The sequence below is a fragment of the uncultured Dokdonia sp. genome, assembly GCF_947496725.1.
Classification (GTDB): domain Bacteria; phylum Bacteroidota; class Bacteroidia; order Flavobacteriales; family Flavobacteriaceae; genus Dokdonia.
In genome coordinates, this window is the sequence record NZ_CANMDS010000001.1 from 92,153 (window position 1) to 114,826 (window position 22,674).

The 22,674-nt window shown below is 39.2% G+C and carries 16 protein-coding genes; 11 read left to right on the forward strand and 5 right to left on the reverse strand.

What is annotated here, in order from left to right; genetic code table 11:
• The first annotated feature begins 129 nt into the window (after positions 1-129).
• The 5 genes from Q0948_RS00445 to Q0948_RS00465 are packed head-to-tail and all read left to right on the forward strand — an operon-like array spanning position 130 to position 4,443.
• Positions 130-537: a DUF6146 family protein gene (locus tag Q0948_RS00445; protein WP_298348615.1), complete on the forward strand. Its 408-nt coding sequence runs from the start codon at positions 130-132 to the stop codon at positions 535-537.
• Positions 538-555: 18 nt separating this feature from the next.
• On the forward strand, positions 556-1,074 hold the full coding sequence (locus tag Q0948_RS00450; RefSeq protein WP_298348613.1) for a DUF6787 family protein: 519 nt from the start codon (positions 556-558) through the stop codon (positions 1,072-1,074).
• Positions 1,075-1,077: 3 nt separating this feature from the next.
• Positions 1,078-1,410, forward strand: coding sequence for a hypothetical protein (locus Q0948_RS00455; protein WP_298348611.1), 333 nt, complete (start codon positions 1,078-1,080; stop codon positions 1,408-1,410).
• A 38-nt stretch (positions 1,411-1,448) separates the two neighbouring features.
• Positions 1,449-3,845: a TonB-dependent receptor gene (locus tag Q0948_RS00460; protein ID WP_298348609.1), complete on the forward strand. Its 2,397-nt coding sequence runs from the start codon at positions 1,449-1,451 to the stop codon at positions 3,843-3,845.
• Positions 3,846-3,882: 37 nt separating this feature from the next.
• A complete protein-coding gene (locus Q0948_RS00465; protein WP_298348607.1) occupies positions 3,883-4,443 on the forward strand; it encodes a type 1 periplasmic binding fold superfamily protein in 561 nt (186 codons plus the stop codon).
• A 78-nt stretch (positions 4,444-4,521) separates the two neighbouring features.
• Here Q0948_RS00465 and Q0948_RS00470 read toward each other — a convergent pair whose 3' ends face one another.
• Positions 4,522-6,072 carry an NAD(P)H-hydrate dehydratase gene (locus Q0948_RS00470; RefSeq protein WP_298348605.1) on the reverse strand — a complete coding sequence of 517 codons (1,551 nt, stop codon included), beginning with the start codon at positions 6,070-6,072 and terminating at the stop codon, positions 4,522-4,524.
• Positions 6,073-6,493: 421 nt separating this feature from the next.
• On the opposite strand from Q0948_RS00470, the gene thrA reads away from it, so the two are divergent.
• Together thrA and Q0948_RS00480 are read left to right on the forward strand one after the other, a co-directional pair.
• On the forward strand, positions 6,494-8,929 hold the full coding sequence (thrA, locus tag Q0948_RS00475) for a bifunctional aspartate kinase/homoserine dehydrogenase I (RefSeq protein ID WP_298348603.1): 2,436 nt from the start codon (positions 6,494-6,496) through the stop codon (positions 8,927-8,929).
• A gap of 7 nt (positions 8,930-8,936) precedes the next feature.
• The gene (locus Q0948_RS00480; RefSeq protein ID WP_298348601.1) at positions 8,937-9,893 is read left to right on the forward strand and encodes a homoserine kinase; all 957 of its coding nucleotides are present in this window, start codon (positions 8,937-8,939) and stop codon (positions 9,891-9,893) included.
• 64 nt (positions 9,894-9,957) lie between these two features.
• On the opposite strand, the gene Q0948_RS00485 is transcribed toward Q0948_RS00480, so the two are convergent.
• The 3 genes from Q0948_RS00485 to Q0948_RS00495 form a co-directional block, all read right to left on the reverse strand.
• Positions 9,958-11,247 carry an amidohydrolase family protein gene (locus tag Q0948_RS00485; protein ID WP_298348599.1) on the reverse strand — a complete coding sequence of 430 codons (1,290 nt, stop codon included), beginning with the start codon at positions 11,245-11,247 and terminating at the stop codon, positions 9,958-9,960.
• A 1-nt stretch (position 11,248) separates the two neighbouring features.
• Positions 11,249-14,209, reverse strand: a complete 2,961-nt coding sequence (locus Q0948_RS00490) for an amidohydrolase family protein (RefSeq protein WP_298348597.1) — start codon at positions 14,207-14,209, stop codon at positions 11,249-11,251.
• Positions 14,210-14,298: 89 nt separating this feature from the next.
• A complete protein-coding gene (locus tag Q0948_RS00495) occupies positions 14,299-15,375 on the reverse strand; it encodes a DUF3810 domain-containing protein (RefSeq protein WP_298348595.1) in 1,077 nt (358 codons plus the stop codon).
• A gap of 111 nt (positions 15,376-15,486) precedes the next feature.
• Here Q0948_RS00495 and Q0948_RS00500 point away from each other — a divergent pair, with 111 nt between their 5' ends.
• Together Q0948_RS00500 and Q0948_RS00505 are read left to right on the forward strand one after the other, a co-directional pair.
• Complete coding sequence (locus Q0948_RS00500; protein WP_298348593.1) at positions 15,487-17,088, forward strand: FMN-binding glutamate synthase family protein; 1,602 nt, start codon at positions 15,487-15,489, stop codon at positions 17,086-17,088.
• A gap of 79 nt (positions 17,089-17,167) precedes the next feature.
• Positions 17,168-17,686, forward strand: a complete 519-nt coding sequence (locus tag Q0948_RS00505; protein WP_021778835.1) for a hypothetical protein — start codon at positions 17,168-17,170, stop codon at positions 17,684-17,686.
• On the opposite strand, the gene Q0948_RS00510 is transcribed toward Q0948_RS00505, so the two are convergent.
• A complete protein-coding gene (locus Q0948_RS00510; protein WP_298348590.1) occupies positions 17,687-19,783 on the reverse strand; it encodes a M1 family metallopeptidase in 2,097 nt (698 codons plus the stop codon). It lies immediately after the preceding gene.
• An 82-nt stretch (positions 19,784-19,865) separates the two neighbouring features.
• On the opposite strand from Q0948_RS00510, the gene recG reads away from it, so the two are divergent.
• Together recG and Q0948_RS00520 are read left to right on the forward strand one after the other, a co-directional pair.
• A complete protein-coding gene (recG, locus tag Q0948_RS00515) occupies positions 19,866-21,968 on the forward strand; it encodes an ATP-dependent DNA helicase RecG (protein WP_298348587.1) in 2,103 nt (700 codons plus the stop codon).
• An 80-nt stretch (positions 21,969-22,048) separates the two neighbouring features.
• Positions 22,049-22,639 (forward strand): DUF4377 domain-containing protein, encoded by a 591-nt coding sequence (locus Q0948_RS00520; protein WP_298348585.1) that lies wholly within the window; start codon positions 22,049-22,051, stop codon positions 22,637-22,639.
• The last annotated feature ends 35 nt before the right edge of the window (positions 22,640-22,674 follow it).

The window sequence follows — 22,674 nt, forward strand, 5'->3', positions numbered from 1 at the left end:
GCCCTTTTACTCAATGGTACTTTAAGACTGTGCAATCTATGAGTAGTTTTATGGTGTACAATTAGTCAAGGCGTTAAGAACTTACTAATTACAACATAGATTATATGTAAAACCATTAACTTTAATATTATGAAAAATCTTTTCTACACTTTATTACTCGCCGGAATTATAATAGGTTGTGCTAGCACGACAAAAACACAAGACATTACAAATAGCTCAGAAGCTATGTCTGACACCGTGCGCATCGCAAACGACAGTCTTGAATACGAAATTATAATCATAGAACCAGGCTTTAATCAATGGCTAGTTACACAACCACAAAGAGGTTATTATGAACAGTTCTGGCTAGAGAACAGAAACATATTTTATGTCACAGAGTATAACAACCGTGTGATAAACACCATCCAGTATGACCCAAATCTTTACTTACAACAAATAGACTACCAGCGTGGAGTAGATTATGGATATGAAGTAAACTATCTTTTATATAACTGGTTTGAATATTTTCAACAACGTAACAATCAGAAACTGCGATAATCGTATTTTTGCAGCGCTATGGAAAAATTCAAATCGCGCTGGGAAATCACAAAAGACTGGCAATTTATTCACGTTATACTGGGATTAATTGCCACTTTCATTTCGGCATTTTTGCTTGCAAAGGCTATTATTTCAAAATTTATAGAAGCAACTTCTACTACGTATCTAGTACTTCTTGTACTAGGAACACTTCTTCTCTCCTATCTCATCATTAAAATCACCCTGTGGTTATTTGCAAAATTATATGATAGATGGGGAGTAACATATCGCTGGGAACTTATTGCAATATTTCTTGCTTTTGCCGTAACTGGCTCAACAGCAGGCAGGTTATCAAATCCGTTAATGGATTTGATAGGCTTAGGAAGAGATGTCACAAGCGGCTGGATCTATTGGCCTGTTAGAATCTTGTTAATTTTTCCTATTTATCAAGTGCTTTTAGTGATATTTGGTTGGTTATTTGGTCAGTATACATTCTTTAAGGCATTTGCTACAAAGATGGTTTCGAGAATGGGATTAGGCTTTATATTCTCAAAGTAGATTTTGAAAGAACATAAATTACATACTTTTTATCGCGCAGCTGCATTACTTGTAATGTTTGCATTTATGCTGCCTGCGATTGTTTCTTTCATTCATAGTACAGAAAATCACACTCATTACGACACCTGTTCCTTTGGTAATAAAACTCACGTACACGAGAAGAGCCTTGATTGTGATCTAGGCGATCTTCATATTGTTAAAGTAGGAGTTTACGCTTTCGCGAAAGCGTATAAAACAATCACATTACCCAACTTAAAGGAAGTAGATGTTTTACCTAAAACATTTTACAAAAACATTGTCCTAAGTTCCTCAGACCGTGGACCACCGTTTTGTTAAGCATTGAATAACATTCAATAATTCGCAAAACAAATTTTATGAAATTTTATTTATGGCTTAGCATTGCCTTGCTGAGCATTACGGCTACAGCACAAGAGTGCTCGTACACTTTATCTGGATACATTATAGATTTACACGATAATGAAGTGCTTCAAGAAGCAACCATTATTATAGTAGGTTCTGAGCGATCTGTGACAACAGATGCTCAAGGAAAATATGTGATTACAGATCTTTGTGAGGACCAGTATACACTACAGGTATCTCATCCTGCGTGTGAGACACAGCTTGTAAAAGTAACTGTAAGCGGTAATACAACTCGTACTATTAATATGGAGCATCACCTAGAGTCTCTAGGCGATGTAGAGGTTGTTGCACACGCTCATAAAAGTAAAAGCCGTACAGCAACAGAAAGTGTGGTAGACCACAACCTCTTAGAAAATAACAGCGCAGCATCACTAGGTGATGCGCTTAAAAACCTAAGTGGTGTTACCTCATTAAACACGGGTAACTCTGTTGTAAAGCCTGTGATACAGGGACTACACTCTAGTAGAGTAGTACTTATTACAGAAGGTACGAGATTACAAGATCAAGAATGGGGTGTAGAACACGCACCTAATATAGATGTAAATGCGGCTGGTGAAGTCACAGTTATTAAAGGAGCAGCAGGATTGCAATATGGTGGTGATGCTATAGGAGGCACCATTATCATAGAGCCAGAGCGGGTACCTGTAAAGGATACCCTTTTTGGAAGAACAATTATAACCGGAGCGACCAATGGTCGTGGAGGTTCTCTGACTACTTCTTTAATAAAATCATATAATAACGGCTGGTATGGAGGCATAAATGGAACTTTAAAACGCTTTGGGGATTTTGAAGCGCCAGATTATGTACTAAGTAACACAGCTCTGTATGAGAGAGACCTTTCTGTACGTATAGGAGTTAATAAATATCGTTACGGTGTAGAGGCTAGCTACTCGATTTTTGACAAAGAATCTGGTATTTTACGCTCATCGCACGTAGGTAATGCTGCAGACCTCTCGGTTGCTATAAACAGCCAAGAGCCCTTTGTAGTGGAGCCATTTACGTATGATATTAATGCCCCTAGACAGGAAGTAAAACATCAGATTGCAAAACTAAAGTCATTTTATCGCTTTGATAACTTTGGGAAGTTAAGTGCTCAGGTAGATTACCAGCGCAATAACAGACTAGAGTTTGACATACGTCGCGATAGCGATGACTTAAGACCATCTATTGATCTACAACTTGAAACTATAGGAGGAAAAATAGATTTTGACTACACGGCAGATAATACCATTACCGCAAAGGTGGGTATTTCTGGAAGGTACCAAGATCACTTTCCCGACCCCGTTACCGGAGTGAGGAGACTAATACCAGATTACCAAGGTTATGATTTTGGTATTTATGCGTTAGGTTCTAAAGACTTTGGAAAGTGGACTATAGAGGCAGGTGCAAGATATGATTACAACCGCATCAATGCAGAGAAGTTTTACATCACTAGCCTTTGGGAAGCCAGGGAATATGATGTAAACTTTGCTCAATTTGTAGTTGAAGAATTTGAAAATCAAATATTTGTAAAACCAGAATTTGAGTATCACAATTTTTCGGCTACTGCAGGAGCCTCTTATGAGGTAAATGATGCGACTACGGTTTCCTTAAACTATGCAATGGCATCACGCTCGCCTAATGTATCAGAATTATTTTCTGATGGATTACACCAGAGTGCTGCCCGTCTAGAGCTAGGTGACCTAAGTTTTAATCAAGAAGTCGCAAATAAAATTTCATTAAATTTTACAAGATCTACAGACACTTGGAGTTTTACTATTGCTCCGTTTGCAAACTTTATAAAGGATTTTATCCTTATAGAGCCTACAGGCGTACAGCAAACCTTAAGAGGTAGTTTTCCTGTATGGGAGTATAGACAGACACAAGCTAGACTGTTAGGTTTTGACATAGATAACAACGTTCAAGTAACAGATCGTTTTGAATTTTCTAACCAGTTTTCACTGGTAAAAGGAAAGGATGTAACCTTTGACAGAGCTTTAATTAATGTGCCTTCGGCAAGTACGCGTAACAGTGTTACGTATACAATGCCGTCTGTAAATAACTTGAAGCTGTCACTTGAGAGTAACTATGTATTTCGTCAAAATGAGTTTCCAGACACAAACTTTGACGTTTTTCTACCTGAGACTAACACAACAGAGTTAGTAGATATAAGCACACCTCCCGATGCGTATCATCTTCTCAACTTTAGAAGCTCTATTGATTTTGCAATAAATGATAAGAGCAATCTTAACGTAGGTCTTATGGTAAACAATCTATTTGACACCTCTTACAGGGAGTACTTAAATCGCCAGCGCTATTTTGCAGACGATCTAGGTAGAAATGTTTTATTACAACTTAAAATTAATTATTAAAATCACGCTTTCGCGAAAGCGTAATAACACACAAACAATGAAAAACTTTAGAAATTACACACTTATCGCCCTTACTGCCATTAGCCTTGCAGCTTGTTCTAGTGATGATGATGGAGATATTCCAGAAATAATCAATGAAGAAGAGGTAATAACAACCTTAAATCTTACACTACAGTCTGGCGCAGAAACGATTGTTCTTACATCACAAGATCTTGATGGAGATGGTCCTAACGCACCTACAATTACAGTCTCTGGCAACTTAGATGTAAGCACTGTTTATAACGGTACTGTAGAGTTTCTTAACGAAACAGAAAGCCCAGCAGAAGATATTACCGAAGAGGTAGAAGAAGAGGCAGATGAGCACCAAGTATTTTATACTCCAAGTGCAGGAGTAGATGCAGCGATTGCATACGGTAACTTTGATAGTGATAATAACCCACTTGGTACTGTGGTAACACTTACTACCGGAGCAACTGCTGGTACAGGTACACTTACAGTTACCCTACGTCACGAGCCTACTAAGCCTAACGATGGAACGTTAAGTGATGCTGGTGGAGAAACAGATATTCAAGTTACTTTTCCTGTTACTGTTGAGTAATGTAAAGTAAGTATACTTTTAATAATAAAAGGGATAGCGCTAGTGCGCTATCCCTTTTATTATTTTATGATGTATGTCCTACTGTTGTGGTGGTGCCTGTGCTCCTTCTTGTTCTGGTTTTTCAAAAAGACTCATTACTGCTCTTCCTAAAAACTCTGTCACATCACCTGCTATCAGACCTTCTATTCCATATTGATTTACAGCAACATCTGCTGCTAGACCGTGAAAGTATACTCCCATCATCGCTGCCTCCATAGGGTGGTATCCTTGTGCTAGATGCCCTGTAATAACTCCTGTAAGCACATCTCCTGTTCCTGCTGTAGATAGACCTGGATTACCTGTAGTGTTAATATAAAGCTGCATATCATACACTGTGATCGTATGTGCTCCTTTAATAACTATGATAACATTGTGATTTTTTGCAAACTTTGCTGTTTTCTCTAGCTTATCAAAATCATCATCCCACTTCCCTACTAGTCTTTCTAACTCTCCTGGATGAGGTGTAAAAATTGATAATGGTGGTACCTGCTTCATAAGTGCAGGTCGTTTTGCTATTATATTTATAGCATCTGCATCAATAACTAAGGGTGCTTTTTGTGATTTTAAGAACGACTCCATTGCAGCAACAGTTTTCTCATCTGTTCCCATACCTGGGCCTATAGCAATAGCATTTGCCTCTGTCTGAAAATCTATTTCTTCAAAAACTTTTCCATTAAAATTATCTGTCTCTACCATTACTTCTGGAAGTGCAGTTTGTAATATAGGCACTCCTATTTGTGGTATATAAGCCGTTACAAGGCCACTTCCCGCTCTTAACGCTGCCTTACTGGCAAGCTGTACTGCCCCCATTTTACCAAAACTTCCACCTATAATTAAACTATGCCCAAACATTCCTTTATGAGTATACTGCGAGCGACCTTTATACATTTGCTGTATTTCAGGTTTACTTATAAGCTTCACATCTGTAGGTGTGGTTGCTAGATACTCTGGGTCTAGACCTATATCAATAGTATCCCACATATTTATATACTTCCCTGTTTCTGGTAAAAAGAAAGCAAGCTTAGGAGACATAAAACTTAGTACAAAGGTAGAGTGCACAACAATATCATCCTTATCGAGACCTCTATCTCCATACATACCAGATGGTATATCTATAGATAAGGTATAGGCTTTAGACTCATTAATTTTTACAAAGAGTGCTTTTACCCAATCTTCTGGACATCTATTGAGTCCTATTCCAAAAATTCCATCTACCACAATATCTTGCGGACTTATCTCTGGGAAGTTTTCTACTCCCTTAATAATTTCTGGCCATTTTTTTACCTCATTTTTAAGAGCCTCATATGCCTTTAAAAAATCTGTAGATCGTTTATCACTACAATCTACTATGTACGTATCTACGTTATAGCCATTTTTAAGTAGCAACCTTGCTATAACTAAGGCATCTCCTCCATTATTACCTATACCACAAAAGACTTTTATAGGTACTGGTTGTCCTTGCAATCGTTTATGCATCCACTCATATACGTAACCGCCTGCACGTTCCATTAGGTTATAAGAAGGAATTCCCTCCTTCTCTATCGTTGCCTTATCTGCTTCATATATTTGCTTAGGACTAAAAATCTTCATAAGTATAGGTGTTAGTGAGTTTCTTTACTCACAATCATTAATATTAACAAGTCTATTATTGAAACAATGACAAGATGCTTAATCTATCACTAAATAGTTGTAAAAATCCTTTAGAAATTATCACATCTATAATAAAGTAGAGATAGCTTATGGTTATTTATGATATCCGTAAAACTAATATCGCATCATTGCTCGTTTAGGTAAAAGTAATACATTTACTTCATCACAAACAAGATGAACGAAGCACAAAACATAGCTACTTTTTACACTACCATTATTACTAATGGTACTATTACCCCTATGGGGTATTAATCTATATATCGTTTATCATATATTCCAGTTTCTTGGAATACTCTTCACACACACAATTTAATAGTAATCATCACTCTTTAGCCTTATAAGGAGGACAAAGCATTTACATATGCGTGTATTAAAATTTGGAGGCACTTCTGTAGGAAGTGTAGAAAACATAGAAAAAACAATTGCCATCGTGGCAAACCAGGCAGCTACAAGTCCTGTTGCTGTAGTGGTATCTGCCCTAGGTGGTGTTACAGACTTGCTACTTAAAGCCGGAGCACTAGCAGCGAGAAAAGAAGAGAGCTATAAAGATATTTTTAAAGAAATCTCTCAAAAGCATTTGTCATTTACTGAGATGCTTACTGGTGGTAACCAAGAGGCTCTCAAAGCGATTACTTTACAAATGTCACACCTAGAGGACTTACTTAAAGGTATCTATCTCATAAATGAACTCTCTCCAAAAACCTTAGATAAACTAGCCGCTTATGGCGAACTTACAAGTAGCTACATCATAGCCGCTGCGTTTGAGCATAAAAGTATAGAGGCAAATCTCAAAGATAGCAGAGAGCTTATTATAACAGATGCAAACCACACAAAGGCGAGTGTGCTTTATGAGGTTACAAACCAAAACATCACTACTCATTTTGCAGAAAAGAAAGCACAAATCACTGTTCTAGGCGGATTTATCGCACGTACAGAGGCAGGTGACACAAGCACACTAGGTCGTGGAGGATCAGACTTTACTGCAGCAATTATAGCAGCAGCCCTAGATGTAGAGCAACTAGAAATCTGGACAGATGTAAGCGGTATGTTTTCGGCAAATCCAAAGCTGGTAAAACAGGCAAAACCCATACAAGAAATCTCGTACCACGAGGCTATGGAGTTATCACATTTTGGGGCAAAAGTACTCTACCCTCCTACTATTGTACCCGTATTGAGTAAAAACATACCTATCTATATTAAAAATACAATGGCTCCAGAAGAGCCCGGTACACGTATAGGTAATCAAGACATCGCACACCACAACCCGATTAAAGGAATATCACACATAAGTGATGTAGCTTTATTAACTCTTGAGGGAGCAGGTATGGTAGGAATATCTGGTATCTCAAAACGTCTGTTTGAGGTACTATCGCAACAGCAAGTTAATATCATACTCATCACTCAAGCTTCTAGTGAGCACAGTATCTGTATAGGTGTGATGGAGGCAGATGCCTTACGTGCAAAAACAGCGATAGAAACAGAGTTTGCTTACGAACTATCTTTGCATAAAATTGACCCGGTAATTGTTGAGACGTCTCTAGCAATTATCGCGCTTGTGGGTGAATCTATGAAAAGTCATCAAGGCATCTCAGGAAAAATGTTTTCTACCCTAGGTAGAAACAACGTAAACATACGCGCCATTGCACAAGGAGCAAGTGAGAAAAACATCTCTGCCGTAATTGCCGAGAAAGATGTAAAAAAAGCCTTAAACAGTTTGCACGAAGTGTTTTTTGAAGGTAACCGTAAGCAAATAAACCTATTTATAACGGGTGTAGGTAACGTAGGTGCAAAGCTTCTTGAGCAAATTAACAATCAAAAGCAATACCTTAAAGAGCACCTCAACCTCAACATAAGAGTGCTAGGACTTTCTAACAGTCGCAAGATGCTCGTATCGCAAGATCCTATAGATCTCAATAACTGGGAAGCACAACTAGATGGAGGAGAAAAAGCAGATATTTTACACTTTCGCGAAAGCGTAATAAACCTCAACCAGCGCAACTCAGTTTTTGTAGACATCACCGCAAATGAACCTGTGGCAATGGCATATGAGGAATACTTAAGAAATAGCATTGCCGTGGTTGCTTGTAACAAAATAGCCGCCGCAGGTAAGCAAGAGTATTATGCAAATCTCAAAAGACTTAGCCGCAAGTACAACGCTCCATTTAAGTTTGAGACTAATGTGGGCGCAGGACTGCCTATAATAGACACCTTACAAAACCTTATTGCCTCTGGTGATAGAATTACTAAGGTGCAGGCTGTACTCTCGGGAAGCTTAAACTTTGTTTTTAACAACTTTAAAAGTGGTGGTAGCTTTTATGATGTGGTACAACAAGCCAAAGAAGAAGGTTATACAGAGCCAGACCCACGTATAGATTTAAGCGGTGTAGATGTAGCACGTAAAATTCTTATACTAGCTAGAGAAAGCGGTCTTGAGCTAGAGCTAGAAGATATTGTAAACGCACCTTTTTTAACCAAAAACAATCTCGAAAGCACAGACGTTCCTCACTTCTTTGAAACACTTAAAGAAGATGCAGCACACTTTGAAAAACTAGTTGCCGATGCTACAGCAGCAGGCAAACGCCTTAAGTATGTAGCCCAGCTAGATAATGGTAAAGCAAGTGTAGGCTTACAGTCTGTAGGTCCAGACAGTCCATTTTACAACCTCGAGGGGTCAGATAATATTGTACTTTTTTACACAGCACGTTATCCAGAGCAACCGCTTATTGTAAAAGGTGCAGGTGCAGGAGGAGATGTTACTGCCAGCGGACTCTTCAGCGATATCATAAGACTTAGATAATTTTAATATGTCTCAACAAACACATAAAGAAAGCTCTAAAACTCGTGATGAGGTACGCATTTTTTGCCCCGCAACTGTTGCAAACGTAAACTGCGGTTTTGATTCGCTAGGTTTTGCCCTTGAGGGCATAGGTGATGAGATGGTGTTTAAAAAAACTATCAGTAAGGGCGTTACTATCACAAAAATTACGGGTGATGATTTACCTATGGAGGCGCATAATAATGTAGCCGGCGTGGCAGGTAATGCAATGCTAGAAGCCATACAAGCAGATTTTGGCGTAGCTATAGAAATTCATAAAAAAATACGATGTGGTTCTGGTATAGGCAGCAGCAGTGCAAGCGCGGCTGGTGCTGTTTACGGCATTAATCAATTACTTGATGAGCCATTATCTAATCTTGAACTCACTCGCTATGCAATGAAGGGTGAAGCACTTGCAAGTGGTAATGAACACGCAGATAATGTGGCTCCTTGTATTTATGGAGGTACAACGCTGGTTACCGGCTACTCTCCTCTTAAAATTATAGCGCTCCCACCTATGGAAACGGTATACGTAGGTATACTACACCCGCATATAACTATAAAAACCAAAGAAGCAAGGGAGATTTTACCCAAAACGGTACCTCTTACAGATGCCATTAAGCAATCGCAACATCTAGCCGGTTTTGTCGCTTCACTATATGAATGGGATAAAGAACTTTTTACAGAGAGTATACAAGATGTGCTTGTAGAGCCCCACCGCAAGCAATTGATTCCGCATTTTGATGAGATACGCACTATTTCTAAAGAGAACCAATGCATTGCCTTTGGCATATCTGGTAGTGGGCCTAGTATGTTTTGTCTCGCTTTCGCGAAAGCGCATATAGACTCATATCTAGCTAAGAGTGTAGCCTTGTATCAAGAAAACAGTCTCCAAGTAGACAGCTACTCCAGCCGAATTTCTGGCACGGGTTGCCATATCATATAATACAATAAAAAATGCCGAGCAATTGCCCGGCATTTTTCTTTGGTTGGATTGTGAAGGTAATTAATTATTCATTCTGACCATACTTCTCTGCATATCGCTTTGCAAGCTTAGTCTGGTGTGATTCTAAACTAATATCACGACCTTGTATAAAGGCTCTAGATAGATTGTTACCTCTCATATCTAACGCATTGCCATCACTTATAAAAAGTGTCGCATCTTTACCAGGCGCTAGCGTACCAGTTGTAGAAGCTATCCCCATAATCTTAGCAGGATTTAAAGTTATCATTTTAAGCGCGTCTTCATCGCTTAACCCAAATTGTGTTACTTGACCTGCATAAAATGGCAGGTTACGCACTTGCCAGTACTCTGCATCATAGCCTAAGGCTACAGTGACACCTGCATCTGTAAGTAACTTTGGTAATTTATAAGGTAGGTCATAATCGTGATCTTCCATAGATGGTAGTCCTTGTACACGTTGTAGTATCACAGGTATGTTTGCCTTAGCTAGTTCTTCTGCTACTTTATAAGATTGATATCCTCCTACAAGCACTACATTAGTAAGTTGCATCTCTTTGGCAAATGCTATCACATCAAGAATTTGCTTTTGGTCATTTGCACTTATATATACTTTTTGAGTACCGTTAAAGACATTCTTCATCGCATCAAAAGGTAAGTTTTTAGTTCCCTTAGCTTTACTGTAAGCTCTTGAGTTGTTAAAAAACACTTTAATCTTATTTATATCCTCTTTATACGACTTGTTAGGCTTATAACCAGGCTCCTCACCTAGCCACCATCTACCGCGACGCATTGTACGAGGCCAGTCCATAAAGATACCTTCATCTGTTTTATAAGCTGCATCTTCCCAGTTCCAAGCATCTAGCTGCACTACAGAAGAGGCTCCAGAGATGGTTCCTCCTACAGGTCTAATTTGTGCCATAAGCACTCCGTTAGGACGCATAGACTCTACAACCTTAGACTCTGCATTATAAGCAATGATACCACGTACGTGTGGGATCATCTCTCCTATCTCATCATCATCATTAGATTGTCTTACTGCGCCTACCTCTACAAGGCCTAGCGTTGTATTTGTTGCTATAAAACCTGGGTATACGTGTTTACCTGTGGCATTTATCACTGTTCCCTTTGTGGCGCTACCACCACTTTGAATTGTAGATATTTTACCATTTTCAAAAACGATAGTGGCATTATCTATTACGGTCCCATCACCTACGTGCGCTGTAGCTCCCGTTATTGTATAAGCAGTTGCTTGAGCTGGTGCAGGTGTTTGTTGTGCATTTGTTGTTGCTCCTAAAAGGAAAACAACGGCTACTAGTAATTGTTGTAGTGTTTTCATCTTAGTAAATTGTTTGTTCTGTATCACAATGCATACGTTGTTTTTCTTTCTTTCTTGCCGGTTGTGTTTTTAAGCCTTTGTTCTTTTCTGCAAGCATCATTGCAGTAAGTTGTGCTTTTTCTTTTTGTACCGTTGCGCGTAGTTCCTTATCCTTTTCTATATCAAAGAATACTTTTCCTTCTATTATAGTTTTCTCTGCTCTAGCTTTTATACTAAGTGGGTGATCTGACCATATAACGACATCTCCATCCTTACCAGGTTTAAGACTTCCTGCACGATCATCCATATGTAAAAGCTTTGCTGGATTTAATGTGACCATTTTCCAAGCGTCCTCTTCTTCAATACCTCCGTACTTATAGATTTTTGCAGCTTCTTGATTAAGACGTCTCGACATCTCCCCATCATCTGAGTTAATAGCTACTGTAACTCCTGCTCTGTGCATAATAGCAGCATTATAAGGAATCGCATCGTTTACCTCATATTTATAAGCCCACCAGTCTGAGAAGGTAGATCCTCCTACGCCGTGTTCTGCCATTTTATCTGCAACCTTATAACCTTCTAGTATGTGTGTAAAGGTGTTTACATTAAAACCAAACTGCTCTGCCACCTTCATTGTCATATTGATCTCGCTCTGTACATATGAGTGACAAGAGATAAGACGCTCCATATTAAGAATGTCAACTATAGTTTCCATTTCCTCATCTACACGATACGGTTGTCCACTATTCTTCTTTGCCTCATATTCTTTACCTCTTGTAAAGTAGTCTACAAAAACCTGCTCTACTCCCATCCTTGTTTGAGGAAATCTTGAGTAGCTATTCCAGTTTGCTTGTTTTACGTTTTCACCTAAGGCAAACTTGATAAACTTCTTGTCCTTAATTACCATTTCATCTATAGGTGCTCCCCATTTAAGCTTCATCACTGCGCTCTGTCCACCTATTGGGTTTGCAGATCCGTGTAGTAACTGGATGGCCGTTACTCCACCAGCTAGGTTACGATAAATATCAGAATCATCTGGATTAACCACATCACTCATACGCACCTCTGCTGTAGAGTTATGACCAGACTCGTTTATTGCAAAAGCAGCAATATGCGAGTGCTCATCTATGATACCAGAAGTAACGTGCTTACCTGTACCATCTACTACCATCGCTCCTCGCGCTGATAGATTTTTTCCAACTGCACTTATTTTTCCATCTTTTATTAAGACATCTGCATTCTCAAGAATACCCTCTGTCTCATTTGTCCAGACTGTTGCGTTTGTAATTAAAATATCTTGTTGCTTAGGACGTGTCTCATAACCAAAAGCCATATTAGGATATGTAAGTGGCATAACATCTAGGGCTTTATCACCACCTTTTTTATCATCCTTAGCTTCACTTGCCTCTAAAGCTGTCTTTCTAGAGGTAAAGTTCTTTTCTGTTCCATCTGCAAGAATTGCTTTACCATTAAGACCATTTGCATCTGCTCTAGCAACGAGTCTTATAAACTTACCTTCGGCTTCTTTAAAAGTAACTGTAGCCCAGTCTTGTTTATAAGCAAACTCGCTCTTTACTTCTTCTCCTCCTTTTTTAAGAGTTCCTTTTGCCTTTTCGGTTGAGTTTTTTACTTCTAGATTATAAGTCGCACCGTTAAGGTTAATTGCATAGTTGCCATCTATGTTTACTGTAGTCATATCTTTAACTACATTTTTATTACCCTGAATCCAGTGCTCAAATAATTTTGTGTCTTTTTCAAACACCTCTCCAGAAGTAATCATAAAGTTTGCCCACGCTCCATTTTTAAGAACACCTATCTCACCGCTCTTACCTACCATTTGCGCTGGTATCGTAGTAAGTGCTTCTAGCGCACGCTCTTTAGAAAGACCATAGGTAATGGCCTTCATAAGGTGCTTTTTAAAATCCTTTGGTGATTTATGTTTAAATGTAGTTAGTGCAAATGTCACTCCAGCATCTTGTAATGCTTTAGGGTTTGTAGGCGCTTGGTTCCAGTGTTTCATATCAGACAGCGCTACATATTCGGCTGCATATGGATCTTCCATATCATAAGCGTCTGGAAATTTAAGTGGCAAGATCATTTTACGATTCATTGCTTGCACCTCACCTATACGCTTATACTCGTCTCCGCCTGCAACTATTACGTAGTCTATCCCAAATTGATCTCCTAGCTTATCTATACGTAAGTCGTCATAAAGCCCATCACCTTCAAAAAATTGCGGTAAGGTTTTATTTCGCGTAAGCGCTTCAAGAGACATATCTTTTGTATCTACATTTCCTTTCTCATACCAGTCTAGGTCGTGTTGTACTTGACGTAGTAAGGCTGTAGCTCCCATTTTTGAAGAAGGGTATGCTTGTCGAGAAGTAACGCTCTTGTCAAAAGAAAAATATTGAGCGAGACGCTCCTCCATCACTCGGTTTGCCGTATTACCATCATTGTTAAGAGCAATAAGTGCTCCCGTACCACGAGCGATACCATCGTGTTGTAAGGTTGCTACTACGCCAAAACCTGCGTTTATATATTCGGTAGCCTTCTTTTTATCATACTCAAAGTCGTCATAGCCATTTTGTTCTGAGAGAATATGATCGTTCCAGTATCCTCCTTCTCTTGAGTTATCATATTGAGAAGCACGACCAGAACCTCCAGCCCTCTTAGGCTTTGCAATACCAAAGTTTGTATAGATATCTACAAAAGATGGATAGATGTGCTTACCACCTAGATCAACCACAACAGCATTTGCCGGGTACTTAGATGACTTACCTACAGACACCACTCTACCATTTTGTACCACTAGGGTACCTTTCTTAATGGTTTCGCTTGGTGAACTGTGTATTGTGGCGTTTGTAAACACCGTGTAGTTTTCATTTTTGGACTTAACTCCAGCATTTGCCGGAAAGTAATCTTGCGCATACATTGTAAATGAGCAAGTTACCAGCCCTAAGACAAGTAGTTTTTTAAAGAACATATTTAGATTGTAAATTATTTAGTTCTTAAAGATAACTACCTTGTTAAGCAAGCGTTAAGGTTTAATAAATATTTAAGAGACTTTTAACATCAAAAAGTCTCTGGGAACTGCTTGTCATAGTTCACCAGTAATGCAACCATATAACTGTAACTTTCTAAACCACCCGGCTGGTTATTTGCCTTAAGGTAGTTACTATAAAAGAGATCAAATAAGGGCTCAAGCGGGTTATCCATCTCATCCCAAAAATCTCTAGACATTTGATATTGGGCAAGTATACCAGGATGTACCTTACTTTTTAATAAATCGCCTAGCTCTTTGTCTCGGCGGTACACATCATTTAAACAATACCTAAGTGCAAAAATACTTCCCGAGTATTGAAAATGTATGTCCTCATTATTAAGCGTAGCCATAACTGCCATAAAGTTTGCTTCATTTTCTTTTGCAAACCCTAGCTGGTGGGCTTGCTCGTGACAAGATATAACAGGCCACCTGTGAGCGGGTACCATCCCATTTATTTGCGCCTCATTTGTGATGGGGTTGAGATAACCACTATATCCCATTACAGATAATGGATATCGCAATAATGAGTTTTTTATACTTTTAGGAGGGTATTGCAAGGAAGGAAACTTCTGTTGTAAAGCTTCATAGCCGTTGAGGGTTTGATTAAATATTTCCGCTTTCGCGAAAGCGTAATCAACCACCGCACTATCATTTACGGCAAGTGTCGTGTGTAATCTATTGCTATTATTAAGAAGTTTTTCTGTAAGTGATACAAGCTCTTGTGTGGTATACTCATTATCTATTGACAAGGATTTGTGTAGTGGTAAGCGGTAATAATTCATCCCCCAAAGCAGGTGAAAAGCAAAATATACAATAGAAAGCATCGCAAGGGTACGTAGTAAGAACGACTTGATGGTCTTAAATCTATTTCTTACCAAGATTACAATCTCACGTACCGCAAGCACGATTAAAACCGCATACATAATATCTCCAAAGGAAAACGGTAACCACCCAAAAGCATATCTAAAACCTTTTGAAATCACAGGGTATATCCCATTACTGTACCACTGCTCTACAGCTTGTGGATATAAAGCTAGCAGTCGTACAACGAGCATTTGTACAAATAATAGTAATCCAATTATGAGCGTTATGCGATTCTTTTTCAAGCGATATGATTTAAATTACGACACAATTTACAATGTGTGTTTAACAAAGTTGACTTAAAAATTACAATTCAAATTGTTTCTAGTCGTATTTTAGTAAAAAAATTATAGTTAATGGATTCTATTTTATCGTTCTTAGGTGCTATTTCTTGGTGGATGTGGCTCATACTCGTTGTACTACTTGTAGCTATTTATGACACCTTTATACAGAAGAAGCATATCATTTTAAAAAACTTCCCTGTAGTAGGCCACTTTAGATATATGTTAGAAAGTATAGGTCCAGAGCTACGCCAGTATATTGTGGCAAATAATCGTGAGGAACTACCCTTTAACCGTATAGAACGCGGGTGGATTTATGCCTCCGCAAAAAATGAAAATAACTACGAAGGTTTCGGTACAGACCGTGATATTAACCAGTCTCATTACATTTTTATAAACAATGCGATGATGCCTTACAAGGTAGAAAAGGATCATCCCAATGCAAAAGATCCATACTTCCTAGCGTGTGCAAAAGTAATGGGCGCAGGAAGAAGAGCCCGTCCTTACAGACCTGGCTCTATTATAAATGTGAGTGCAATGAGTTTTGGTAGTCTTTCGGCAAAAGCTATAGAGTCTCTTAATCGAGGTTGTGCAAAGGCTTATGCATATCATAATACTGGTGAGGGTGGACTGTCGCCATATCACAAAAAAGGCGGTGATGTTGTCTTTCACTTTGGTACAGGCTATTTTGGAGTGAGAAGTGAAGAAGGTGGTTTCTCAATGCCTAAAATGAAGAAACTAGTTTCAGAAAATCCGCAGGTGCGTGCCATAGAGGTAAAACTCTCTCAAGGTGCAAAACCAGGAAAAGGAGGCGTTTTACCAGGATCTAAAATCACAAAAGAGATTGCAGAGATACGCGGGGTAAAACAAGGCGAAGACGTTTTATCACCTCCTAATCATAAAGCATTCTCAAACGTACCAGAACTAATAGATTTTGTAGAAGATATCGCTGCAGAGACTGGATTACCAGTAGGTATTAAAGCTGCAATAGGTAAACTAGATGCTTGGAGAGAGCTTGCTCAAATTATGGCAAGCACTGGCAAGGGACCAGACTTTATCACTGTAGACGGTGGTGAAGGTGGTACGGGAGCTGCACCACCTAGTTTTGCAGACCACGTGGCACTGCCTTGGGTATATGGTTTTTCTGATATTTATAAGATTTTTAAAGAATATAAACTCACAGATCGTGTCGTTTTTATAGGTTCTGGTAAGCTAGGCTTCCCAGCAAAGGCTGCAATGGCATTTGCTATGGGCGTAGATTGTATAAACGTAGCACGCGAGGCAATGCTTGCTGTGGGTTGTATACAAGCTAAGGTATGTCACAACAACACCTGTCCTACTGGCGTTGCTACACAAAACAAGTGGCTGCAGCGTGGTATTAACATAGAAGATAAAGCAGAGCGCACACACTACTACTTTAAAAACTTTAAAAAGGAATTACTAGAGATTACTCGTGCCTGTGGTTATGAGCACCCAGCCCAACTCACAATGGATGATGTAGATATCAACCTAGGTGATAAAAACTTAACACAAACCCTAGCAGATGTTTATGGTTACAATAAAGTAGCTGTTCCTTTTAAAAGTACAAAAGCACTTATGAAGTGTCCAGACCTAGGTGGAAACTACAATAAAAAAGAAGTAGCCAAAGAAATAGATATGGATGACGTGCGTTATTAACGTCTCTCTATAAATTGTACATACTAAAAATAGTATACCCTAGTTATAAAGATAACCAGCTTTAAACCCAATACAACCAATGACTCAAGACCTAACAAACCTTGCTTTTAACCTTCTTCCAGCCATAGTTGTAGCGCTACTAGCCTACTACTTCTTTAACCAGTTTACAAAAGAACAAGAAGGGCGTCGTCGTTTTTTATTACATAAGGACAATCAGGCAAACGCGCTACCACAAAAACTACAAGCCTACGAGCGTCTTACACTATTTTTAGAGCGTATCTCTCCTGGCAAACTAGTTACACGTGTAAAACCGTATAATGATGATCCTAACGATTATGAAGCCTTGTTATTACGCACGATTAATGAAGAGTTTGAGCATAACTTATCACAACAAATCTATGTTACTCAAGAATGTTGGAACGTGGTACGCACTTCAAAAAGTAGTACCGCTGCCATCATACGTAAAACCAATATGAGTAATAAAGTAGAAACAAGCGACCAACTGCGTGAGACCTTACTGCGCGACCTTATGGACAATGTATCACCTAGCGAGACAGCCCTACAATTTATAAAGCAAGAGGTACGTGAGATAATTTAATTATAGTACTTCTATTCGTTTGAGATAAGCTATTTCCTTTTCGGTAAGATAGCTGGCAAGCTCTTTTACAACAGCAAGATTTTTAGGGTTTTTAAGCTGCTCTTTGAGTAGTTTTCTTGCGCTTTCGCGAAAGCGCCATACGTGATGCACACTCGCCTCTACAAGTGATTGTAAGCTTTCCTTTTCAAAAGAGTCTAGCTGGCGCAGGTAGTTAAAGGCGTTTTGTCGCAACTGGTAAGCTTGTTCTGGTTGTGTGTAGCTTATGAGTTCTTGATATCGCCCAAAAGATTGTGACGGCTTATACTCTGGTGTTGCAAGTGATAGTGCAAGCCACAAGGTACGTAAGTTCCCGTCTTGAAACCCAAACTGCTCATCCATCATATCAAGCACCTTGCGTTGCGATGCAGGATCATTGCGCTGCTGGTGGTACACCCATAATTTAATCATTGCCTGCTCGCGGGTAACATAGCTATCATCTTTAAGCAACTTGTAAAAATCTGTAGCAAGTGATTGGGGTACATTTTCTAGCGATGTAGCTACAGCCTGACGTATAAAGACGTTATCAGAACTTATAGCTTGTTTAAACACAGGCAGTGTCGCGTTTATAGATTCTTGAGCCGCTTGGTATATCGCCTCTTGCCCTAGGTAGTCGTTACCAGAGGCTACAGCATCCATAAGTTGTGTAAACTTATTTGATAACGGAGCTTCTCTACCTGACTGTAATCTAAAGTACTGTTGCATAAATTTGCTCTTTTTAAGCGACTGTAAGGCATCTTCTGCTTGAAAAGCCGACTGGTATAGCCAGTTCTTCTTAAAGTCTGTGAGATCTACGGTAGCTAGCGCCTCAACCTCAATCATAAATTCTTCTGTAGTTACATTTTTATATGCATACTTTTTAAGATAATTCTGCACAGCGAGATCAAAGGTGTTTACCCCTACTCGCTCTCGTAATATGTGTATTGCCCAAGCACCTTTTTGATAGTAGGTAAGACTACTTCCTCCAGAAGCAACAAGCTTTTGCCCCTTGCCTTGATCGCTTAAAGCTCGTAACTGCTCTGCAGTTTCAAAGAGTTTAAAGTAAAAATAGTCCTCTCCAAAGATCTCTCGTTCGGCGAGAAGTGCATAGTAGGTAGCAAATCCCTCTTGTAGCCAGTGGTGCTCACTTTTAGTCTCTGTCACAAGATCTCCAAACCACTGGTGTGCAAGCTCGTGTGCATTTACATTTACATAATTACGATCTGTAAAGCCTATTGCATCTACCATAAAATCGTCAGAAAAGATGGTGCAACTCGCATTCTCCATACCTGCATACAAGAAGTCTTTTACAGGTACTTGCTTATACACCTTAAAAGGAAACGGCACGCCTACTTTACGTTCTAAAAAGTCAAAAACCTCCTTGGAGTATCTGTAAGTAGCTTCTACCTGCAAAGAGTCTTCTGGATAATAGTAATACTCTAAAGGTACACCAGACGAAGCCGTAGCTGTTTTTACATCATAATTTCCCACCACAAGCGCCACCAGATAGCTTGCTATAGGCTTTTCCATATCAAATTCTGAAATTAGCACGTTATAATCCTTTAATGTTTTTGCAGCTACGCCATTTGCAACAACTGTATGCCTATTGTGTCCCGTCACCTTAAGATCAAATATGATTTTATCATTCATATCATCTATACTAGGCAACCAGTGTGAGGTATACTTACCTTGACCTTGCGTCCAGAACTGCTCACTCCCGTTATTATTTACAAAATATGCGGCCTGTGTAGGCTGCACTGAGTAGTCAAAAGTGGCTTTATAGGTCACCCCAGCCTTAAACGTCCCATTAAAGACTATGGTGGTATCTGTTGCACTTATGGCAAATGTGGGTGTTTTATCTACGAGCTGCATCGCCTTTCCATCCATCACAACTTGATTTACGTCTTGTAATGCGGTAAAGGTTGTAGTAACTTTTCCTAAAACAGAATTTGTGTCAAAATCAAGCGATAAGGAAGCGGTAACTTGCTTAAAATCTATGGTTTTGGTTTGAGTAGATATTTCTTGGGTATACGCTTTCGCGAAAGCGGACAACGATATAATAGCGAGCAATAGGTATTTCATATACTCAAAATAACAACTTTTGAGCCAGTATCTTTTATACAGGCATTCGAAAATTTGAGTTAAAGGCTTATTTTTACTTTTAATGAATCCCACATTTTTACAAACTCCCATAGATTACCTTAAAGGCGTAGGTCCTAACAGAGCAGACTTATTGCGTTCTGAGCTGGGTATACACACCTTTCAGGACCTAATGCATCTTTTCCCGCACAGGTATATTGATAAAACGCGTTATTATAAAATAAGCGAGCTTGAGCGTAGCAATGCAGAGGTGCAGATTATAGGGAAGTTTACCAGTATGAAGATGATAGAGGGTAAAGGTCGCAGGCTTGTGGCAACCTTTAGAGATGATGGTGGGCAGATGGAGCTAGTATGGTTTAGAGGTCATAAATGGATCAAGGAGGGTATCAAGATGAATACGCCTTATGTAATTTTTGGAAAATGTAATTATTACAACGGTAAATTCTCGATGCCACATCCAGAGATGGAACTGCTTTCTGAGCACGAAAAAAGTATACGATCTGCAATGCAACCCGTGTACCCATCTACCGAAAAATTATCTAATCGTGGCATCACAAATAAGGTGGTAAATGGAGTGATGCAAACCCTCTTTATGGAGGCAAAAAATCACCTCTTTGAGAGCCTCTCAAAACCCCTTGTTACAGAGCTCAAATTAATGCCAAAAAGAGAGGCACTTTTAAACGTTCATTTTCCGCAATCTCAAGAGCATCTTGCACGTGCTCAATACCGATTAAAATTTGAAGAATTTTTTTATATCCAGCTACAACTTGCCTTTAAAAATGTAAACCATAAGACCAAAATAAAGGGGTACCCCTTTGAGAAAGTTGGTCCCATTTTTACAGAGTTTTATAATGACCATTTACCATTTGAGTTGACTGGTGCACAAAAACGTGTTCTTAAAGAAATACGTCACGACCTAGGTACAAATGCACAAATGAACAGGCTTTTACAGGGAGATGTGGGTTCTGGCAAGACCATAGTAGCGCTTATGTCAATGTTAATGGCACTTGACAACGGTTTTCAGGCTTGTTTAATGGCACCTACTGCCATCCTGGCAGTGCAACACTATCAAAGATTGTTAGAATTATGTAAAGAACTGAATACCAGTATTTCATTACTTCAAGGTTCAACCAAAGCTTCAGAACGTAAAATCATACACGAGCAACTAGAAAATGGTGAGCTAGACATCCTTATAGGTACACACGCTCTACTAGAAGACAAGGTAAAATTTAAGAATCTTGGGCTCGCAGTGATAGATGAGCAACACCGTTTTGGGGTAAAGCAACGCAGCAAGTTATGGCACAAAAATGAGTACCCACCACACGTACTTGTGATGACCGCCACCCCTATCCCCCGCACCCTGGCGATGACTGTTTATGGTGATCTAGATGTGAGTGTAATTGACGAGTTACCACCAGGCAGAAAAGCCATAAAAACGGTGCATAGATATGACGCAAATAGACTCAAAGTTTTTAAGTTTATTAGGGACGAAATTGCCCTAGGTAGACAAGTCTATATTGTGTACCCATTAATACAAGAATCTGAGGCGATGGATTACAAAGATTTGATGGATGGCTACGAGAGTATTTCTCGCGAATTTCCGATGCCAGAATATCAGATTTCTATCGTGCACGGAAAGATGAAACCAGACGATAAAGAGATTGAAATGAATCGCTTTATAAAAGGTGAAACTCAAATTATGGTCGCCACAACCGTAATAGAAGTTGGCGTAAATGTTCCTAACGCTTCTGTGATGATTATTGAGAGTGCAGAGCGTTTTGGGTTAAGCCAGTTACACCAGCTGCGTGGTCGTGTAGGTCGAGGTGCAGAGCAAAGCTATTGCATCCTTATGACCAGTCACAAACTCTCTAGCGATAGTAAAGTGCGCCTAGAGACAATGACACGCACTAATGATGGCTTTGAAATAGCAGAGGTAGATCTCAAGCTGCGAGGCCCAGGCGACATTACAGGAACCCAGCAAAGTGGCGCGCTCAACCTTAAAATAGCAGATATTATACGTGACAATGACATTCTAAAGGTAGCCAGAAGCTATGCTTGGCAACTGGTAAAAGACGATCCTAAGTTTGAGAAAGAAGAAAACCAGATCATACGCTTTATGTATGCCCAGATGATGAAGTTTAAAAATATCTGGAGTTATATCTCTTAATTGTCCAAACATAACAATCGCTTAACACACTGTAGCGCAACCTTATGCTCATCACTTCATCTTAATTAAAAGATATCCTTATGAACATTAGATTCACCCTTACGCTTTACACAATAATCGCAATATTACTGGTAAGCTGCTCTACAGATGACAGCGTTAACACAGAAGAAGACAATCGTATTTTTATAAATAACACTACACTAGAGTATAAACATTACAAAATTACCGCTACTGCTCTTGATAACGGACTCTTTAATCTAGTGCGTCCTGAAGATGAAGAAGACTTTTTTATACTTTACGGAGGCGTAAATGGCTTCATACCAGAATTAGGCACAAATTATACGATAGCTGTGGCAAAATATTCAGTTCCAAACCCGCCTGCAGATGCAGGTAGCACAGAGTATGACTTTTTAAGGATTATTGAGCAATCTGAAGGGTCTACAACAGAAACTTTTGACCTAAGATTGATTACTCAATACAGCGATGTACAAGATACTTTTATCACATCAGACAGCAGTAGTAATTATGCACTACTTAATGATATAGCTATAGATTGTAATACCGTATGCGAGCAGCTTGAACCTACACTAAATGAATTTGAAACCCTTTATGGTACCTTCTCAAGAAACAGCGATAATAGTTACAAGCTGCTAGACACTTATATACAGTAGCTTAGCCGTCACAGCACTCCAGGCATACTGTTTCT

Bases quoted from the DNA above. Each gene is read 5' to 3' on its own strand.
- Q0948_RS00510 (WP_298348590.1), bottom strand. From the start codon at position 19,783: ATGAAATACCTATTGCTCGCTATTATATCGTTGTCCGCTTTCGCGAAA.
- recG (WP_298348587.1), top strand. From the start codon at position 19,866: ATGAATCCCACATTTTTACAAACTCCCATAGATTACCTTAAAGGCGTA.
- Q0948_RS00445 (WP_298348615.1), top strand. From the start codon at position 130: ATGAAAAATCTTTTCTACACTTTATTACTCGCCGGAATTATAATAGGT.
- Q0948_RS00490 (WP_298348597.1), bottom strand. From the start codon at position 14,209: ATGTTCTTTAAAAAACTACTTGTCTTAGGGCTGGTAACTTGCTCATTT.
- Q0948_RS00470 (WP_298348605.1), bottom strand. From the start codon at position 6,072: ATGAAGATTTTTAGTCCTAAGCAAATATATGAAGCAGATAAGGCAACG.
- Q0948_RS00500 (WP_298348593.1), top strand. From the start codon at position 15,487: ATGGATTCTATTTTATCGTTCTTAGGTGCTATTTCTTGGTGGATGTGG.
- Q0948_RS00485 (WP_298348599.1), bottom strand. From the start codon at position 11,247: ATGAAAACACTACAACAATTACTAGTAGCCGTTGTTTTCCTTTTAGGA.
- Q0948_RS00520 (WP_298348585.1), top strand. From the start codon at position 22,049: ATGAACATTAGATTCACCCTTACGCTTTACACAATAATCGCAATATTA.
- thrA (WP_298348603.1), top strand. From the start codon at position 6,494: ATGCGTGTATTAAAATTTGGAGGCACTTCTGTAGGAAGTGTAGAAAAC.
- Q0948_RS00460 (WP_298348609.1), top strand. From the start codon at position 1,449: ATGAAATTTTATTTATGGCTTAGCATTGCCTTGCTGAGCATTACGGCT.
- Q0948_RS00505 (WP_021778835.1), top strand. From the start codon at position 17,168: ATGACTCAAGACCTAACAAACCTTGCTTTTAACCTTCTTCCAGCCATA.
- Q0948_RS00465 (WP_298348607.1), top strand. From the start codon at position 3,883: ATGAAAAACTTTAGAAATTACACACTTATCGCCCTTACTGCCATTAGC.
- Q0948_RS00450 (WP_298348613.1), top strand. From the start codon at position 556: ATGGAAAAATTCAAATCGCGCTGGGAAATCACAAAAGACTGGCAATTT.
- Q0948_RS00480 (WP_298348601.1), top strand. From the start codon at position 8,937: ATGTCTCAACAAACACATAAAGAAAGCTCTAAAACTCGTGATGAGGTA.